We start from the raw sequence: 18,679 nt of genomic DNA on the forward strand, positions 1-18,679 counted from the left end.
CTGGGCTAGAGTGACAACTTTTTTTATTTTATAGAACGTATTGATCGACCATTTTAATTAATTCTGCAATTTCAGGTTTACTAATTTGAGCATTTGCTCCAACTCGTTCCCCTTTATGCTTTAGATCATCCGTAATTAAACTAGAGAAAATTACGACCGGTAATTTAGCTAAATTGGCATTTTCTTTAATTTTCTTCGTTAAATGATGACCATCCATTTGCGGCATTTCGATATCCGTCACGACTAATTGCACGACATCTTCAATTTGTCTCGTTTTTGCTGTTTCCTCCAAGAATGTATAAGCATCCTTACCATTCTCGAAAAATTCAAGGTTCATATAACCCGCTTCATTCATCGTGTCATTTAGAAGTTTTCTTAATAATGGTGAATCTTCCGCGATTAAGATACGTTTCTCTGAACGATTTCTTTTGCCAAGTTTTTTTACCGACTCAACATTGATCCCTGTTTCAGGATTAATTTCTAAAATGACACGCTCAAAGTCTAAAAGTAACAACATTGAATCTTCACGTTTAATAACACCAATTACTTGAGAAGTACCGTTTTGATACATTTCCGAAGGTTTTTCAATTTGTTCCCATGAAATACGATGAATCATCGAAACATTGTCCACATGGAAAACGACACGTTGTTTATTAAATTCAGCAACAATATATTTATGCTGATCACCATTTTCCAGATGTGTTAATCCCAATACTCTCTTCATATCTACAACTGGTAAAACATCACCACGTAGTTGAATAATTCCCTCTACAAAAGGATGAGCATGCGGGATAAAAGTAACTGGAATTGGTTGAATGATTTCTTTTACTTTAATTACATTTATGCCGAATTTATTTGAACCGACTTCAAATTCCACAATCTCAAGTTCATTTGTGCCACTCTCTAATAAAATACCTGTTGAGTTCATGACTGTTGTCCTCCGTCTCATTTCATTTATAATTCCATTGTACCATATTGAAGACTAGGCAAAAAGTATCGAAATCATTCATTTTTTAATTTTTTCATATGAATAACTAAGCCAATTACAGTCATTATTATTAACGAAACGAGTGCCATCCGACTTGCAAAAGCACCGTGTGATCTCAACATAAACGTAATCGAGCCATAAATTGCTGGCCCTATAATAGAAGAAACTTTACCTGAAAAGGCAAAGAGTCCAAAAAACTGACCTTGTTTTTCCACTGGTGAAAGCTCGATAATATACGTTCTTGAAGTAACCCAAATTGAACCGAGCGCTACGCCAAACATAGCTCCAGCAATCCAGAATAACCATTGTGCTGTTGCTGCCGCCGCGATTACTAACGCCACAACCATAATGATTCCTACATAGGTAATTGCTTTATGAGAACCCGCTCTCTTATTAATATACCCAAAAACAAAGGAACCAATAATCGCTGCCACAGTGGATACTAAGTAAAGAAGTATAAATTGACCAGAAGTAAATGCTAATACTGCTGTCGCATACACCGCCATCATCGCAATTGTTGTAGCTAATGCATCATTTATAAAGAAATATGCGACCATAAATTTAAATATTTTTTTATGCTTTTTCATTTCTTTAAACGTATGGAAAATTTCCTTATATCCCGTTAAGAAATGTACTTTCTCGCGCTTTTCTTTTGGAATGGGATCATCTTTATTTATAAAGAATAGCGGTAATGAAAATAGTAAGTATAAAATTGCTGTCGGAATAAATGCTTTGTAGTAATCGCCATCATTTACTAATATGTAGACGAGTAATCCTACAATCGTCCCTAAATAGCCTACCGCTACGCCAAAACCAGAGATTAATGGCAGCTCGGATTTAGTCCCTAAACTCGGCATCATCGCATCATAAAATACTAGACTCGAGTTATAGAAAAATTTCGCTATGACAAAACTTATGACGACTAAGAACATGCTGATTGGTATGCCGGATTGACTTAGCCCAAAGTCAATTCCACCGAAAATCCCCATCAAAAATGTAAACAGAATGGAAATGGAAGCAAACCAAACAATCATTTTTTTCTTGAGTCCAGTGCGGTCAATCCACACGCCAAATAGCGGGGAGAAGATGACCAAAAACATACTCGCGATTGCGTTCGCATAGGAGATAAAAGTACTTGCTAATTGTTGCTTCTCTGCATTCGTGCCAATTGTTTCATCCATATAAAATGGGAAAAACACTGTATTAATATTCGAAGAAAAAATCGTATTGGCAAAATCATAAAACGCCCACGATAAAATAGGTAATGATAAATAAAGCGCGATTGGTGACCTTTGTTTATTCTGATTTGTATCTATAGCTTCCGCCTCCTTTAATCATATTGCATAATTCGTTCTCTTAGTACGTAATCCCTTCATTATTTACAATTATTTCACAAATTTTTGACATTATTTTTACAATTTCGATTGAATTGTCAATAGATGTTGGCAAAAAAAACGCTCCACTTAGAAGCGAAGCGTTTTATTCGTTATTTATAGTAAGCAATTAGTGCCTGCGTACCGTTTTCAGCCATTCCTTCATTCACTAATTCATCATATAGTTTTTTCGAAAGCTCAAGCCCTGGTAAATGTAAGCCCATCAATTCCGCTTCCTCTAAGGCGATTCGCATATCTTTCAAGAAATGCTTAATATAAAATCCTGGTGCTTGATCCCCTTTCATCATACGAGGGCCAAGATTACTTAATGACCAAGATCCTGCTGCTCCAGCTTCAATCGATTTTAAAACTGTTTCCAAATCAAGTCCTGCCTTTTTGCCGTAGACAAGTGCTTCTGCCACACCAATCATATTCGTAGCAATGGCAATTTGATTACACATTTTCGTATGTTGTCCTGCACCCGCTGCACCTTGATAAACGATGTTTTGGCCGAATACTTCAAAAATTGGTAGTAGTTGATCGAATACAGATTTCTCCCCGCCAACCATAATTGATAAAGTGCCGTTTTGCGCGCCGATATCTCCACCAGAAACTGGTGCATCTAAAGCTTTGAATTGATTCTCGCTCGCGTATTGTGCAATTTTCTTCGCTAATACTGGTTGTGAAGTAGTCAAATCAACAACTACAGCACCTTTTGATAAATTGCTGAAAATACCTGTATCCCCAAAATATACTTCTTCCACATCTGAAGGGTAGCCTACCATCGTAAATACGAGATCCGCAGTTCCTACTGCTTCCGCAGCCGTACTATGCCAAATCGCTCCTTTTTCAATAAGTGACTCCGCTTTCGATGCTGTACGTGTGTATATATGTACTTCATATTGAGCATTTAATAAATGATGAACGATGCTTTTCCCCATTACACCTGTCCCGATAAACGCAATTGTTTCTTTCTTCATATGAATCTCCCCTTTGTTTTTTCTTTAGTATAGCGAAATAAGGCAAAAAAAAATAGCAGATAAAATTATCTGCTAAAGAAAGGGGGAAATGAGATTGTTGCTGTGTTCTATAATATATTTCCACCATTTCCTATTATCTAAACCAAAAACGACAAAAATTAATTTGTATTATTTTAAAGTATTACATTCTACGTTGTATTCAGTGTGAACTTCCTGGTGTTGATAGAGATTGAGTAGATCATCTAGTTTTCTACTTAGTCGAATTGTTTCATCATTCAAGAAGCCTTTTTCTAATCCACATTGAATCATTTTTTCACGTGTTTGTTCTAATTTCTTCAATACTAACTCTGACATATAATCTCTCCACCTTTCTCATCCACGTTCATTATTATACTAGTATTACCAAGTTTTCGGAAATGAAATTTTCGACATGAATCGACATTTTAACTTCTTTCCTCTTCCAAATATTCATATACGACTTTGCCACCTTGCTTAGCAATGCCTCTAAAATATTTAAAATCTTCTCTTTCTACTAAAATTTCTCTTAATTCATAGAAATTACTTTTATCGACCTCTATTTGTTTGATCTCTCCATTTTTTAATTTCTCTACTAAATCGTTCATTTCACTCATATTATTACTTCCTTTTTAAATTATTTTTAGCTTCTGCAGTAAATTATTTTACATTATAAGCGTTTTCATGCAAAATGTAAGTTATTAGTAGACAGAGGAGCTGGTTCATAATGACAACTGCGGAAATTGGAGATATTATTGAATTCCAAGATGGATTAAGAGGGAAAGTTGAGAAAGTAAACGAAAACTCTGTAATTGTTGATTTAACAATTATGGAAAACTTCGCATCACTTGAGATGGAAGAAAAAACTGTGATCAACCATAAACGCTACAAAATTATAGAGAGTTCTTCATCTAAATAAGTTTTAAATGTTACACTTAATCCGTTCAATTTTGAGCGGATTTTTTTATGGAGGGAATCATTTTGAAAAAACTATTTATACCCGTTTTATTGTTATCAACACTCTTTATGTTTATTAGCTTCAAACAACTTGAATATTTTTGGTTTCTCTATACACTTACCCTAATCATCGGCATCATATTAGCTGTTTTAAATGGACAAATTATGAATATTCTCCCTTTTTCTCGTTGTTTATTCATAGGACTCGCTTTAGGTCTAATAGGTTACATCGGATTTAAAGTTTTTTATACTTTTTTACCTCAAATTTCTATTGTAGCATTTAATAATGTCCAACAATTGCTTGAAACGTATTCTCCCACTTATTTTTGGCAATATTTTTTACTAATCGTCATCATCGTTGTAGGAGAAGAATTGCTATGGCGAGGGTATATTCAACAAATATTTAAAAATTACTTTCCTACAACTGTTGCGGTAATTCTCTCATCCATACATTTTTCATTGGCTTTATTACTGTGCGGATACTATATTGGTGCGTTAGCAGCATTTTTATCAAGTATAGTTTTCGGAGGAATTTACGAAAAGATAAAAAGTATGTCACTTTTAATCATTGCACATTTAGTTCTCGTGATTCTACTCTTTATTTTATTACCACTTTATTAAAATGTAAAACATTACCATAGAACAAAAATAAAAACGACTATTTATGCTTAATCCCCCTATTTTAAAAGGGTATTTAGACATATAAAGTCGTTTTGCACTCAAATTAATAAGATAAATCTTTTACAGAAAGTCCTAATTTTTTTAGCAATTCAATTGCTTCATCTTTTTCGTCCGGCGTAAGGCCATTCGTTAATTCATGAAGCTCTTTTTCATGTCTTGGGAACAACTCTGCCATAAATGCAGATCCTTCATCAGAAATCTCCGCATACGTAATTCTACGATCCGATGGGCAAGCTGTACGCGTAATATAGCCACGCTTCTCCAATTTATCAACTACATATGTTATAGATCCACTCGCTAAAAGAATTTTACTACCTATTTTTTGCAATGGTTGGCGACCTTTATGATATAAAAGCTCCAAAACTGCAAATTCAGTTGGATTTACTTTATTTTCTTGGAAAAATTGATTCGTCACTTCATTAATCGCTTTATGAGCGCGTGACAGTACAATATATAATTTTAATGATTGTTTTACTTCTTCAGAAGTCATATTCCTCATCCTTATCTTCCGATTCATTTCGTCTATTATATCCGTTAATCGTTTTCTTTGTCAAAAAGGGATGTACTTTTGTCGATTATTGTCAGTATTTCCTTACATTAATTCCATTCGAGTGATTCGCAAAGTAAGCCTTCACGCGAAAATACTTTTTGACGATGCAGAAGTATGCTCTCATGTACATGACTTGATTCGTCGTTTAGACGGCCTTGTAGACTTTATTATTATGGGCGAGGGTTGATTATTCATTTATTGCGTTACTACGTCCTATTGAAGGTAAATTAGCTTTACATGATGTACCCGATCTTTGCTATTTAGAAGCAATCGAAAAACCGTTCCACACATTGTATATACATGTGTGAAACGGTTTTATTTTTAGCCGATAATAACACGCTCTTTTGGATAATGATATTTCGGTTTTTCGCCTTTACCACCTAGAGAATATAGGAATGAAATCAACCCTACACGACCTACGAACATTAAGATCATAATAATGACCTTCCCTGGCGAGGAGAGATCCGTCGTTATTCCAAGCGACATCCCACAAGTTCCGAATGCAGATGTGATCTCAAAAATGATTTGAAGTAATGTAGCACTTTTCTCTGTTAATAATAAAATCATTGTAGAAACTAGCACCATTGTAGAAGCTAAAATAATAACTACATAGGAACGATAAACATCGATCAAGTATATTTCTCGTCCGAATACTTGAATTTCATCCTTGCCTCTCGCAAAGTTTATTAAGAACAACACAGCAATCGCAAAAGTCGTCGTTCGAATCCCCCCACCTACTGAACTAGGTGAAGCTCCAATAAACATCATAAAACTCAAAAAAATATCGGTCGTTTCTGTGAATTTTGATACATCAAAAGTCGTCAAACCAGCAGAACGAGTCGAAACGGAATGGAACATACTGGCGAAAAGCATTTTATGCCAGGACATATCTTTAAATGCATTGAATGATTCCACAATTAGAATTCCTAAAGTACCAACTACAAATAAAGCTGCATACGTTGTTGTCGTAATTTTAGTGAAAAGTGAGAAACGGAATCTTTTTTGTTCCTTATTCAATAGGAAATATTTAATTTCAATTAATACTGGGAAACCGATTGCTCCCAGTGTAATCAAAATCATGTTGATTGTCTGGACAAAATAATCATCCGCATAAACGGCCAATGAACGTCCTGTAATATCGAATCCTCCATTAGTAGTTGCTGATATCGCTGTAAATACACCGTGTAATACCGATTCTTTAAATGAATCATAGTACTGCGTAAAATAGAGCGTTAAAATCATCGCACCTACCGCTTCAATAAGGAAAAGAATTTTAATGATTTCTTTTATTAAATTTACAACGCCTGATAAATTATATTGGTTATGATCAACCATGATTAATTGTCTTTCTCTTAAGCCAATTTTCTTCCCAACTATTAGCCAGACAAATGTACCAAGCGACATGATACCGATTGCTCCGAGCTGTAACACTACAAGTAGCATGATGATCCCAAATACCGAGTAAGTTTCACTTATGTCAAAAACAGTTAAACCCGTTACACTTACCGCACTTACAGCCGTAAACAGACTATCCAGTAAGGAAACATGGACACCATCTTTATGTACCCCCGGTAATCTTAGTAAAATAAATGATATCGCAATCGCAATAAAATAATAGGATACTATCGCTTGGAAAGGTGTGGATCGCTTATTAATATCTTTAGCTGTCCCCATGTTTGACCCTCTCCATTCTTCACTTCACAAATTATTGTTATTTTTTAGTAATTTATTTTTTTCAATACTTCATTTTAACTCAAAATACTATAATGGCAAACATTTTCTCGGATTTTTCAACGCCGCTCATTTCATCTACCAATTAATTATAAAATAACCTTTTAACGGTAAAAGATGGTATTATAGGTTTATTATAACGAAATAAGGGGGAAAGCCGATGCTTCGCTCATTAAAGCCTTTATTAATACAACCAGCTTACAAACTTCAAGAGAATAATAGTTTATTTACTTTAACTGCTCATCAATATGATGAATATAGTCAGTTGGAGAAAAAGTACGAAGCGTTAGTCCTCTCAACCCCCCCGCTTGTACAAAATACGCCCTATATATTAGAATTTTGCCGCGATTGTTATTTCAAATTTACGATTCCGGATTCGGATTTATTTGAAGATACGATGCAAACACTAATCTATAGTACACGCCACTCTTTAATGCGCGTCATTTTTAAAACGACCAATATAAAAAAAGTATTAAATGATTTCGGCGGCGACAAGGATTCTTCCTTTATTTTTTCACAGATTTTACATAAGAAAATTTTCCAATGGCATTCAGAATTAGATGGTATGGATGTATTAACAAAAGAACTACTCTCTACTATTTCACATAAGAATGTCGATATTCGTCCTCTATATTTGGAACAATATTCAACAATAGAACCATACCCGAAAAAACTCGCAGCCATACAACAACAGATTGCGAAAAAATATAATAATTCATTTCTAGAGTGTCCTGAAATTTTAGAAACGTATATTCTTGAAGCTTACAAACAAACAAATTCATTTATATACTATGGCCAAATTGTAAAAATGGAGGTGACGTATGAAGACTCAAGACCTTGACGATATAGAACTCAAGTCGAATTCATTACATATTCTTTTTGAAGAATATAAAATTGCAAAATCAAATAATAACATCGAACTTGAATTATCTTCATTAATGCAATTATTAGAGCAATCATTCCTTATATTTGAGGAATATTTAATCTTTGATTTCTTTGAGTACTGTGAGAATCTTTGTTACGAATTGAATAACGGTAAGCATTTAACGCGACTTTACGAATTAATCGCATTAGTTTATTACAAACAAAAAGATTTTGACCAAGCAATTAAGTTTTATAAAATCGGTCTAAAAATTGCGATTCATTGTGAACTGCATGACCTCGCCTGCAAAATCTATTGCCATATCGCACGTTGCCTAATTCAAAAGAAGCAACTTGAGGATGCTCTTCGTTTTGCACAAGCTGCACAATGTATGATTAAAACTTTTTCTATTTCGAATCAATCAGTCATTATTCGATTCCATATCGAATATTCGGAAATTTTATACTTACTTGATCATAGAGAACTTTCAGTTGAAAATTTCAAATACCTTGAAAATATTCTTACATTAGACAATTTATTTGGTGAGAAGGCAAATATTTATTGGATGATTGCTAAGGGATATTCTAAAGAAAGGGACTATGAAATTGAATATAACGCCTTAATTGAATGTTATAACTGTTTAATGATGACTGGTCATTTCCAAAAGCAAATCGACGTTTTAGAAGCTCTATTAAATTGTCCGGCAAAAAGTAAAACTTCAGCAGAACAAAATAGCTTTATGAATAAACAACAAAAGCTACTCACCTATTTACAAAAACTTTCAAATTCTTTTTCATTCAAAAAATTATTCCAAAAATTCGATGATTTTTATATGAGCTATGATAAAATCCCAAAAGCATTGGATGAAGAAGCTTTCAACATCATTTGTAATGAATGGATCAATGATCAACCTCATTTATTCTTATTCACACTCGATGATCTGGATGAACTAGAGATGGATGAAATTATCAAAAAATATTCGTTTGTTGTAGATATTTTTCATACAATATCCGATCCAAATATCATTTCTGTTTGCGGATTCTTTAATAATCAATTATTTTTCCTATTTAAGAATACGACTTACGAAAGAATTAATTATCAACTGCCTCGATTTTTACAAACTGTTGAGCAACAGGTCGGTACGATTACTTTCGCTCACGTCATAGCCGATGATTCTCTTGCCAACAATGAACGAGCATTGTATAGCGCAGCTTATGCACAGCATTATTATAAAACTAAAGCAAAATTAAAAATGTCATAGCTACACGACTCCATTCGTTATTCTACGTATCTTTTTCCCGTAGATTTCGAATGGTTTTTATTTTCAAAAACCCTTTTTAAGATCCCGATAAATCTTATAGAACATAAAAAGAGCGCTGATCATCATTTGACGACCAGCACTCTGAAAAAAAGAATTATTTACCTTCATTTTTCTTAACGGCACGAACACCCGTCACATAACCTAGAACTGCGATTCCGACTAATACTACCCAGAATGTTGTTTTCCAAGCAAATGAATGTGGGAAATCTTCAGGTAAGATGAGAACGTTCGGGTGTGAAAGTGTCATAACTGTTAATTTAACCCCTACCCAACCAACGATTAAGAAAGCGGCTGTTTCAAGTTGAGGATATTTCTCTAATACTTTTACGAACCATTGAGCTGCGAAACGCATAATGATTAAACCGATAATACCACCAAGGAACATGACAGTGAACTGACCACCGTTAATGCCACCGATTGTGAAATCACCTAGTTTTGGTAATGTTACTGCTAACGCAACTGCCGCAAGCATCGAATCAATTGCGAATGCTAAGTCTGCTGCCTCAACTTTTAATACTGTCATCCAGAAACCAGATTGCTTTTTAGAAGATTTCTCTTCTTTTTCTTCTTCCGTCGCATTTTTATGTTTTCTCGCATCATATAAATGTTTCGCCGAGATGAATAGTAAGTAAGCTGCACCTGCTGCTTGAACGAACCACCAGTCTACGATTAATGTAATCATGAATAGAGCTAAGAATCGTAAAACGAACGCTCCTAGTAAACCATAGAATAAAGCTTTTTTACGTTGTGCGTGTGGTAAGTGTTTTACCATTACTGCCATTACTACGGCGTTATCTGCTGCTAAAAGACCTTCAAGACCGATTAATACAAGCAGTACCCAACCGTATTCTAATAAAATATCCATTTGAACTCCTCCTTATTTTGACAAACAAAAAAGACCCATGCCTAATAAAAGGCAAAGGTCTCACTTAGCAAATTAAGATGCTCTTGCAACCGATGGCATAGGCCATGTATTGACGACTACAAGTATAGGATTGAGTAAATCCTACAGCTACTCCCCTTTGACAACTGTCAAAGTCATATTCGTTTGTTTATATTGAAAGTATAAGACAAGACTAGAAAAATGTAAAGAACTTGCGCTTATATTTTTACATGAAATTCCTTTTTATTTTTGTTTTTTTCATAAAATGACACCATCTCTGGCAATGTGGCAATGAAATCTGGACAATTAATTTCAGCCTTTTGTAACAACTGTTTTGCGAACGTCGTATCGAATGTCGCATCCCATGAAAAATAATCTAATGACTCTTGCTCGACTTGCAAATATCTTTGCAATTTTTTATTTTTCATTATTTTTTGTGTCATTTTAAGTGGCAGATGACCTTTTGGTGACTTCCCTGTCATCTCGATTGTCACCGCGCGTACAATTTCTTGGATGGGATGTGGATTTGGATCGGTTAAATGAACCGTCTTACTAACCGCTTCCTCTGCCTGCGAAAGATACACTGCCGATTGATAAATATAGTCTACAGGAACAGTATTCAATGTCGAAGTTGAATGGCCAATATACGGAATAAACGGTAATGCTCTTAATTTTGAAACCATATTCAACAAGAAATACGGACCGTCAAATTTAATCGTTTCACCCGTAATCGAATGTCCTCGTACAATTCCAGGACGAATAATTGTCGTTGGAACTTCAGCCTTTAAATCTTCTACTAATAATTCTGCAGCAAACTTTGTTTCTTCATAGAAGTTTTTAAACTGTTGTGGTCGAATTAGTTCAGTTTCCAATAAATTACCGGTTCTTTTACCTGCCACATATGCAGTACTAAAATACATATAGCGTTGTAAATTTTGAATGCCTTTGACAAATTCATTGACGGTATTCGTACCATGTACATTCACTTTCCAAGCTAAATCCTTAGGTACAGCTAAGTCGTAAATTGCAGCCAAATGCCAGAAAGTCGTCACTTTTTTTTGCAACTCTTCCACTTTTTCATCTACTAAATCTAGGTTAGGTAAAGTAATATCTCCCTCAATTAATTCAATCGAAGCTTGTGGGAAACCCTCAGTAATCATTACCTTCTTCTCAACTGCATTCTTCATTTCAGAGTCTTTTACTAAAGCTACAAATTCGAGATTTTCTTCATTTTTTAAAAGCTCCATCATTATTTGTGTCGCAATAAATCCCGGAAATCCAGTAAACATAATCGTCATCGCTCGCACTCCTTTTGACAATTATAATGTGGATTACAAGTATTTTACAATTATTAATGCGTTTTTATATTCAATTCTTTCAAAAGTCTTTCGACACATTGTTCAACAGTGAAGTTTTCAGAATCAAGTACGACTTCTGGCTCAGTCGGTTCTTCATAAGGAGATGATATACCAGTAAAATGTGGTATTTCATTATTTCTCGCCTTTTTATACAGCCCTTTTGGATCTCTTGCTTCACAAGCCTCAATCGAGCATTTTACAAAAACCTCGATAAATTCTCCTTCATTTACTAGATCTCGAACGATTTGACGATCTTCACGAAATGGTGAGATAAATGCTGTCAGTGCATATTGACCACTGTCGATTAATAGTTTCGCCACTTCCCCAATTCGACGAATATTCTCCTTTCGAGCTTCATCGCCAAAACCTAAATCCTTGTTTAAGCCTTGTCGAATATTATCTCCATCAAGCACGTACACATCTTTTTTCAATTCGAATAATCTTCTAGAAAATGCATTTGCAATCGTTGATTTTCCAGAAGCAGAAAGCCCAGTAAACCAAATGATTTTCCCTTCATACCCATTTCTTGTAGTTCTCTCTTCTTTCGAAATTGCGGCTTCATGCCAAGTTAAATTAGATGTCATACTTCCACTTCCTCCTTCATACCATTGATCAAGATTTCCACTACTTCTTTACGGCTGAAAGTAGGTGGCGGTGTAATGCCTGCACGTAGCATCTCTCTCACTTTCGTCCCCGATAAAATAATATGATCCTCCTTGCCATGAGGACAAGTTTTCGTCGTCGCCATTCCTTCACACGCTTTGCAATAAAAACTATGTTCAAATTTCAAAGGTGTAATGCCTAGTTCTTCAATCGTAAATTGATCGAAAATTAATTGCGCATCATATGTGCCGTAGTAATCACCCACACCTGCATGATCTCGGCCTACAATAAAGTGCGTGCAACCGTAATTTTTTCGAACAAGTGCATGGAAAATCGCTTCTCTCGGCCCTGCATAGCGCATTGCTGCTGGGAAAATACCCAGTTGAACACGATGCTTCGGATAATATTTCTCCAATAGTACTTCATAGCTTTCCATTCGAATCGCCGCAGATACATCATCTGATTTCGTCTCACCAACTAATGGATTTAAAAACAGGCCATCAATTGTTTCAAGCGCAGCCTTTTGAATATATTCATGCGCGCGGTGAACTGGATTTCTCGTTTGGAATCCAACCACTGTGTTCCATCCATTCGCTTTGAAAATCGCTTTCGTCTCTTCAGGCGTAAACGTATATTGTTCAAATTTCGGTTGTTGACGTTTCGTTAAAGTAACTGCTCCACCTACATAGATTTCAGGTCTCTCGAATAATTTTTTCACACCTGGATGTTGTAAATCAGCTGTTCCATACACTTTTTCCGCTTCATTCAATTTATTCGGCACAAAAATCGACTCAATTTTTATTTCGCCATATTTTTCTCCGCCAAAAATAAGATTTGCTTCATCTCCTACAGAAAGAGACGCCGCATCTTTTTGGCTTACTGGTAATGTAATCGGAATACTCCAAATTGAACCGTCTGCTAATCGAATATTTTCTACAACGGATTTATAATCTTCTTCGTTCAAAAATCCTTTGATTGGGTCATACCCTCCAATTCCAATCAATTCTAAATCACTTAAAGCAATCGCATCTAATAAAATTTCTTTTGTCATGTTCATTCTCCTTATCCGTGTAATCCACACTCTGTTTTTTGTTCGCCCTGCCATCTTCCTGCTCTTAAATCATCCTGCGTCCAACTTGGGATTGTGCATTTTTCACATCCAATGGAAGGATAGCCTTGATCGTGAAGTGGGTTGTATGGTAGGTCGTATTTTGATACATACTGCCATACTTCTTTCCACGTCCAGTGAATGAGCGGGCAGACTTTGACCGACTTGAATTTGTCATCTTTATTAATGAATTCTGTTTTAGCGCGCGTCGGTGATTGCTGTCTTCTTAAGCCAGAGATCCACGCAATTTTCCCTGTTAATACTTCGTTTAATGGATTCATTTTTCGAATTTGACAGCATTGATTCGGATTCGACTTCCACAATTCTTCGCCATACGACTTCGCTTGCTCCTCTAAAGATAAATGAGGTTGCTTTAATTCAATTTGTAATTGTGGATACATCTTTTCGACTTTTTCAATCGTTTCATATGTTTCTTTGAAATGAACATTCGTATCTAGAAATACGATTTTGGCATCTGCCTTAACTTTGGAAATTAAATCAATGAGTACAATGCCTTCGATTCCGAAGCTACACGCATAGACAATTTCTTCTCCATATTCTTCATACGCCCATGTTAATGCACGCAATGCGCCATGTACTTGATCGTCTAATGGAATCGTTGGTACATCCGAAAAATTATCAAAAGTGAGCATCTTTTCCCCTCCTTGTAAACAAAAAGGCGACTCAATACATCTGTTAAGATGCACTGAATCGCCTCCAGTTGTCTGGTTAGCAAAATCTTTACGAAAGTATATCATGGAATTCCGATAAAGAAAATAGGTATTATGGAAATTCTTAGTTGACTTATCGGAAATAACTGTTTATCGTATAACTATTCAAACAAGCTGATCAGACAACTGAAGGCCACATGACGAAAATATTTCGTCTGTGGTCTTTTCTGTCGTTAGGGGGATGTCATGTTCAAAAAATCGTTCATTGTATGTAGTTCATTATTACTTTTGGCGGGCTGTTCTTCATCAAAAAATTCCGCCGAAGAAGTGCAATTATTAAATGTATCCTATGATCCTACTCGGGAATTGTATGAAGATATTAACCAATCTTTTTCTCATAAATGGTATGAGGAAACCGGTCAAAAAGTGAAAATCCAACAATCGCATGGCGGTTCAGGCAAGCAAGGTCGTGCCATTATTGATGGCATCCGAGCAGATGTTGCAACATTAGCACTCGCATATGATATTGATGAAATTTCGAAGCATCGGTCACTCATTCCGAAAGATTGGCAATCCAAAAAGGCAAATCACTCTGCACCATACACATCCACCATTGTTTTCTTAGTTCGCAAAGGCAATCCGAAGAAAATTATAGACTGGTCCGATCTCATTCGCTCAGATGTATCTGTCATTACGCCCAATCCAAAAACGTCTGGTGGTGCTAGATGGAATTATTTAGCTGCGCTTTCCTATGCTAAAGAGCAGCATCTCGATGAATTTGATTTTATGAAAAAACTTTATAAAAATGTCGAAATTTTAGATTCTGGTGCTAGAGGTTCTACAACTACTTTTGCCGAGCGAGAAATTGGGGATGTTTTAATCACTTGGGAAAATGAAGCTTATTTAACATTGGAAGAAATGCGTGATAAAGGTTTCGAAATCATTACACCGAGCATTAGCATTTTAGCAGAACCTCCTGTCACAGTTATTCAAAAAAATAGCGAAAAACGTGGCACTACAAAAGTCGCAAATGCCTATTTAGACTTCCTTTATACGATGGAAGGACAAAATATCATTGCCGAAAATCATTACCGACCACGAAATAAGGAAATTCTAAAAAGCTATCGCTCACAGTTCCCTCAACTTCATTTAAAAACGATTGACGATTTCGGTGGATGGCAAAAGGCACAGGAAGCTTATTTTGCTGATCAAGCACAGTTCGACCAACTTTATGAGCAAGGAGGTAAACCTTAATGCAAAAAACGAGCGTTTTCAAAAAACAAAAACCTTTTCGACTACCCGGTTTTTCATTTACTTTAGGTTTTTCAATCTTTTATATTTCACTTCTCATCCTACTACCGCTTTCTATGCTGTTATTAAATGTTACACAATTAAGCCTGAGCGAATTTTGGCAAATCATTTCAGATCCTCGTGCGATTTCATCGTACAAATTGACGATTGGTAGCGCATTAATCGCCGCATTGATCAATGTCATTTTCGGCACATTAATTGCATGGGTTCTCGTACGCTATGATTTCCCGGGAAAATCAATTATGGACGGTATTGTTGATCTACCATTCGCCTTACCTACTGCAGTTGCAGGCATTACGCTTTCAAGTATTTATGCACAAAACGGTTGGATTGGTCAGTTTTTCGATTTCAAAATCGCATTTACTCCAATCGGCATTATGATTGCGCTCACATTCATCGGACTTCCTTTCGTAGTGCGTACATTACAGCCTGTGCTTGAAAGTTTTAAAAAGGAAGAAGAAGAAGCATCCGCAAGTCTTGGTGCTACACGCTTCCAAACGATTTATCGCGTCATTTTACCAACTTGTATTCCAGCCATTTTAACAGGCTTTACTTTAGCTTTTGCGCGAGCTTTAGGCGAATACGGCTCAGTTGTTTTCATCGCTGGAAATATGCCCTTCAAAACCGAAATTACACCGTTACTCATCATGACGAAATTGGAACAATATGATTATATCGGTGCTACTGCCATCGCCTTTGTCATGCTCGTTTTTTCATTCGTTTTTCTATTTTCTATGAATTGCATTCAATGGCTTCTTCAAAGAAAAAAACTTCAAGGAGGGAGAGCTTAATTGAAGAATTTCAAAAAACCGACGGAAGAATCTAAGGCGGTTCAATATGTATTAATTGGGACGAGTGTTTTATTTCTCAGTTTATTTTTATTGCTGCCACTCGCCATCATTTTCACGACTGCTTTTCAAAAAGGTCTTGATACGTACTGGGCATCCATCTCAAATAGTGAAGCACTTGCTGCCATTAAATTAACATTGATTGTTGTGGCGATTGTCGTGCCATTAAACACGCTTTTCGGCATCATTAGTGCTTGGCTCATATCAAAATACTCATTCAAAGGGAAGAATCTATTACTCACATTAATTGATTTACCATTTGCTGTATCACCTGTTATTTCCGGATTAATCTTCGTCCTTCTATTTGGAGCGCAAGGGTTATTCGGTACATATTTACTCGAACATGATGTTTATATTATTTTTGCATTACCTGGTATTGTTCTCGCGACTCTTTTTGTCACTGTTCCCTTCGTTGCTAGAGAATTAATTCCACTCATGCAAGCACAAGGTCAATCGGAAGAAGAAGCCTCACATTCATTAGGCGCAAGCGGTTTGCAAACTTTCATTCACATCACACTTCCAAAAATAAAATGGGGGTTATTATATGGTGTAATTCTATGTAACGCTCGGGTGATCGGAGAATTCGGTGCAGTATCCGTCGTTTCAGGCCATATTCGAGGATTGACGAACACCATGCCACTCCATATTGAAGTACTTTATAACGAATATCAATTTACAGCTGCATTTGCAGTTGCTTCACTCATGACGATTTTAGCTTTATTCACAATCATCATTAAAAATCTAATTCAATGGCGGACAAAGGAGACGACTTTATGAGCATTCAACTTTCAAAAGTAGAGAAGCATTTTGGTAATTATCACGCTTTACGCGACATTTCACTGGCGGTCGAAGCAGGTGAACTAATTGCTTTACTCGGCCCTTCTGGTTCTGGTAAGACAAGTTTACTTCGAATTATCGCTGGTTTAGAATCACTCGATTCTGGTGAAATACTTTTCGATGATACGAATGTTTTAACATTAAGCGCAAAGCAACGGAATATCGGATTTGTATTCCAACACTACGCCCTTTTTAATCATATGACTGTTGCAGAAAACATCGCATATGGCTTAAAAGTACGCACTAGAAAAAATCGTCCTTCAAAACAACAAATTGAGGAAAAAGTTGCGGAACTGCTACAACTTGTAAAGCTAGACCATCTCGCGACAAGATATCCGACACAACTTTCTGGAGGACAGCGCCAACGAGTTGCACTTGCACGAGCATTAGCTGTTGAACCGAAAGTTTTATTACTTGATGAGCCCTTTGGAGCGCTCGACGCAAAAGTGCGGAAAGATTTAAGAAGATGGCTACGCAATTTGCATAATGATTTTCCAATCACTTCTATTTTCGTCACGCATGATCAAGAAGAAGCACTCGATGTCGCTGATCGAATTGTCATTATGAATGAAGGGAAAATCGAACAAATCGGAACACCTACAGAAGTTTATGAACATCCGGCATCTCCATTCGTCTATAATTTCCTGGGAAATGTTAATTTATTTAAAGGTCGATTGCATCAAGGAACACTTCAAAATGGCGATTTCTCACTTCAATTACCTGGTTATGAAGAAGTACAAATTGAGGAAACAGTCGGCTATACTCGCCCACATGACTTACTCATCTCCAAGCAAAAAATACCGGATACTGTAACTGCACTTGTCACACATATACATCCGATTGGTGCTGTCGTCCATTTGGAATTAAATCGTATTGATACGAATGAGTTTTTAGAAGTTGAAATACCACAGGAATATTTCCGAAATCTCGAAATTACAAAAGGTGAAACCGTCTATATTAAGCCAAAACAGATGAAGGTTTTCGTTGAAGATTACGTAATATAAAAAAAAGCAGTCACACAAATTAACGCTTTGTGTTGACTGCTTTTTCAATAATTTTATGAAAAAATAAGAATGTAATGATACTAATAAGAAAATAGTAAATACCCATTACCGCTAATTTGTCGGAAAATACGGGCCAAAATGGTTCTCCACGCATGAATATGCCAATGCTCGTTGTAATTACTAAATTTAGTACAGGTAGAAATATAAAAAGAACAAAAAATAATTTCTTCACCTTATTCTCCTTTAAAATACAACTTTATTTTTCCCAGTTTTTTTACTAATGTATAGATTTTGATCCGCTGCATCAATTAGTTCATTAACCGTTGCAAATGAAGTCCACTCATCCATCGTAGCGACGCCAATGCTTACTGTAATGCCACCGTAATTCTGTTCTTTCTCAGAGATTTCCTCTTTTTCGATGAACATTTGAATAGCTGATGCTAATTGAACTGCTTTTTCTTTTGGTGTATCTTGTGAACTACTCGCCACTTAGCTAAACCTTGCGGTTCTTCACGCTTGAAGTGGGAGCTTCTTGGGAATAGAGCGTACTTGCAAGTGTATTTCTTTACTTGCAGCGGTTTCTCTTATTTGACCGAGC

Annotated in this window: 21 protein-coding genes; 8 read left to right on the plus strand and 13 right to left on the minus strand. The window is 35.9% G+C overall.

The features are described 5' to 3' along the window. Positions 1-28: 28 nt before the first annotated feature. From DF281_RS09310 to DF281_RS09330, 5 genes are all read right to left on the minus strand, one after another. Complete coding sequence (locus DF281_RS09310; protein WP_109349985.1) at positions 29-928, minus strand: chemotaxis protein; 900 nt, start codon at positions 926-928, stop codon at positions 29-31. A gap of 74 nt (positions 929-1,002) precedes the next feature. Then, positions 1,003-2,304: an MFS transporter gene (locus tag DF281_RS09315; protein WP_109349986.1), complete on the minus strand. Its 1,302-nt coding sequence runs from the start codon at positions 2,302-2,304 to the stop codon at positions 1,003-1,005. Between the two features lie 170 nt (positions 2,305-2,474). Beyond that, a complete protein-coding gene (locus DF281_RS09320; RefSeq protein ID WP_109349987.1) occupies positions 2,475-3,341 on the minus strand; it encodes an NAD(P)-dependent oxidoreductase in 867 nt (288 codons plus the stop codon). A gap of 168 nt (positions 3,342-3,509) precedes the next feature. Continuing rightward, positions 3,510-3,695, minus strand: a complete 186-nt coding sequence (locus tag DF281_RS09325; protein ID WP_109349988.1) for an aspartyl-phosphate phosphatase Spo0E family protein — start codon at positions 3,693-3,695, stop codon at positions 3,510-3,512. A gap of 89 nt (positions 3,696-3,784) precedes the next feature. Beyond that, positions 3,785-3,973: a hypothetical protein gene (locus DF281_RS09330; RefSeq protein ID WP_109349989.1), complete on the minus strand. Its 189-nt coding sequence runs from the start codon at positions 3,971-3,973 to the stop codon at positions 3,785-3,787. Positions 3,974-4,083: 110 nt separating this feature from the next. Here DF281_RS09330 and DF281_RS09335 point away from each other — a divergent pair, with 110 nt between their 5' ends. Together DF281_RS09335 and DF281_RS09340 are read left to right on the plus strand one after the other, a co-directional pair. Beyond that, positions 4,084-4,275 (plus strand): YkvS family protein, encoded by a 192-nt coding sequence (locus DF281_RS09335; protein ID WP_109349990.1) that lies wholly within the window; start codon positions 4,084-4,086, stop codon positions 4,273-4,275. A 62-nt stretch (positions 4,276-4,337) separates the two neighbouring features. Then, a complete protein-coding gene (locus tag DF281_RS09340; protein ID WP_166636133.1) occupies positions 4,338-4,934 on the plus strand; it encodes a CPBP family intramembrane glutamic endopeptidase in 597 nt (198 codons plus the stop codon). 103 nt (positions 4,935-5,037) lie between these two features. On the opposite strand, the gene DF281_RS09345 is transcribed toward DF281_RS09340, so the two are convergent. Both DF281_RS09345 and DF281_RS09350 read right to left on the minus strand, forming a co-directional pair. Continuing rightward, positions 5,038-5,484, minus strand: a complete 447-nt coding sequence (locus tag DF281_RS09345; RefSeq protein ID WP_109349992.1) for a MarR family winged helix-turn-helix transcriptional regulator — start codon at positions 5,482-5,484, stop codon at positions 5,038-5,040. A 381-nt stretch (positions 5,485-5,865) separates the two neighbouring features. Next, positions 5,866-7,218 carry a TrkH family potassium uptake protein gene (locus DF281_RS09350; RefSeq protein ID WP_109349993.1) on the minus strand — a complete coding sequence of 451 codons (1,353 nt, stop codon included), beginning with the start codon at positions 7,216-7,218 and terminating at the stop codon, positions 5,866-5,868. Between the two features lie 217 nt (positions 7,219-7,435). Between DF281_RS09350 and DF281_RS09355 the strand changes: the two genes are divergently transcribed. Beyond that, a complete protein-coding gene (locus DF281_RS09355) occupies positions 7,436-8,116 on the plus strand; it encodes a hypothetical protein (protein ID WP_109349994.1) in 681 nt (226 codons plus the stop codon). Beyond that, positions 8,097-9,398, plus strand: a complete 1,302-nt coding sequence (locus DF281_RS09360; RefSeq protein WP_109349995.1) for a tetratricopeptide repeat protein — start codon at positions 8,097-8,099, stop codon at positions 9,396-9,398. The genes DF281_RS09355 and DF281_RS09360 overlap by 20 nt, the downstream gene beginning before the upstream one ends. A gap of 154 nt (positions 9,399-9,552) precedes the next feature. Here the strand turns inward: DF281_RS09360 and DF281_RS09365 are convergent, their stop codons facing one another. The 5 genes from DF281_RS09365 to DF281_RS09385 all read right to left on the minus strand — a co-directional run bounded on the left by DF281_RS09365 (position 9,553) and on the right by DF281_RS09385 (position 14,063). Next, positions 9,553-10,323, minus strand: coding sequence for a TerC family protein (locus DF281_RS09365; protein WP_109349996.1), 771 nt, complete (start codon positions 10,321-10,323; stop codon positions 9,553-9,555). Positions 10,324-10,559: 236 nt separating this feature from the next. Further along, complete coding sequence (locus tag DF281_RS09370; protein ID WP_109349997.1) at positions 10,560-11,639, minus strand: SDR family oxidoreductase; 1,080 nt, start codon at positions 11,637-11,639, stop codon at positions 10,560-10,562. A gap of 53 nt (positions 11,640-11,692) precedes the next feature. Further along, positions 11,693-12,283, minus strand: coding sequence for an adenylyl-sulfate kinase (gene cysC / locus DF281_RS09375; RefSeq protein ID WP_109349998.1), 591 nt, complete (start codon positions 12,281-12,283; stop codon positions 11,693-11,695). Beyond that, positions 12,280-13,407 (minus strand): sulfate adenylyltransferase, encoded by a 1,128-nt coding sequence (gene sat, locus DF281_RS09380; protein WP_109349999.1) that lies wholly within the window; start codon positions 13,405-13,407, stop codon positions 12,280-12,282. The genes cysC and sat overlap by 4 nt, the downstream gene beginning before the upstream one ends. Next, positions 13,365-14,063: a phosphoadenylyl-sulfate reductase gene (locus DF281_RS09385; protein WP_109350000.1), complete on the minus strand. Its 699-nt coding sequence runs from the start codon at positions 14,061-14,063 to the stop codon at positions 13,365-13,367. The genes sat and DF281_RS09385 overlap by 43 nt, the downstream gene beginning before the upstream one ends. 264 nt (positions 14,064-14,327) lie before the next feature. On the opposite strand from DF281_RS09385, the gene DF281_RS09390 reads away from it, so the two are divergent. The 4 genes from DF281_RS09390 to DF281_RS09405 are packed head-to-tail and all read left to right on the plus strand — an operon-like array spanning position 14,328 to position 18,081. Further along, complete coding sequence (locus DF281_RS09390; RefSeq protein ID WP_109350001.1) at positions 14,328-15,335, plus strand: sulfate ABC transporter substrate-binding protein; 1,008 nt, start codon at positions 14,328-14,330, stop codon at positions 15,333-15,335. Beyond that, positions 15,335-16,183 carry a sulfate ABC transporter permease subunit CysT gene (gene cysT, locus DF281_RS09395; protein ID WP_109350002.1) on the plus strand — a complete coding sequence of 283 codons (849 nt, stop codon included), beginning with the start codon at positions 15,335-15,337 and terminating at the stop codon, positions 16,181-16,183. Before DF281_RS09390 ends, cysT begins: the two co-directional genes overlap by 1 nt. Then, the gene (gene cysW / locus DF281_RS09400) at positions 16,184-17,017 is read left to right on the plus strand and encodes a sulfate ABC transporter permease subunit CysW (RefSeq protein ID WP_109350003.1); all 834 of its coding nucleotides are present in this window, start codon (positions 16,184-16,186) and stop codon (positions 17,015-17,017) included. Next, positions 17,014-18,081 (plus strand): sulfate/molybdate ABC transporter ATP-binding protein, encoded by a 1,068-nt coding sequence (locus DF281_RS09405; RefSeq protein WP_109350004.1) that lies wholly within the window; start codon positions 17,014-17,016, stop codon positions 18,079-18,081. Before cysW ends, DF281_RS09405 begins: the two co-directional genes overlap by 4 nt. 243 nt (positions 18,082-18,324) lie before the next feature. Here the strand turns inward: DF281_RS09405 and DF281_RS09415 are convergent, their stop codons facing one another. Next, positions 18,325-18,570 carry a GGDEF domain-containing protein gene (locus DF281_RS09415; RefSeq protein WP_109350006.1) on the minus strand — a complete coding sequence of 82 codons (246 nt, stop codon included), beginning with the start codon at positions 18,568-18,570 and terminating at the stop codon, positions 18,325-18,327. Positions 18,571-18,679: the final 109 nt, after the last annotated feature.

This window comes from Kurthia zopfii, assembly GCF_003143955.1.
In the GTDB taxonomy this organism is placed as follows: Bacteria; Bacillota; Bacilli; order Bacillales_A; family Planococcaceae; genus Kurthia; species Kurthia zopfii.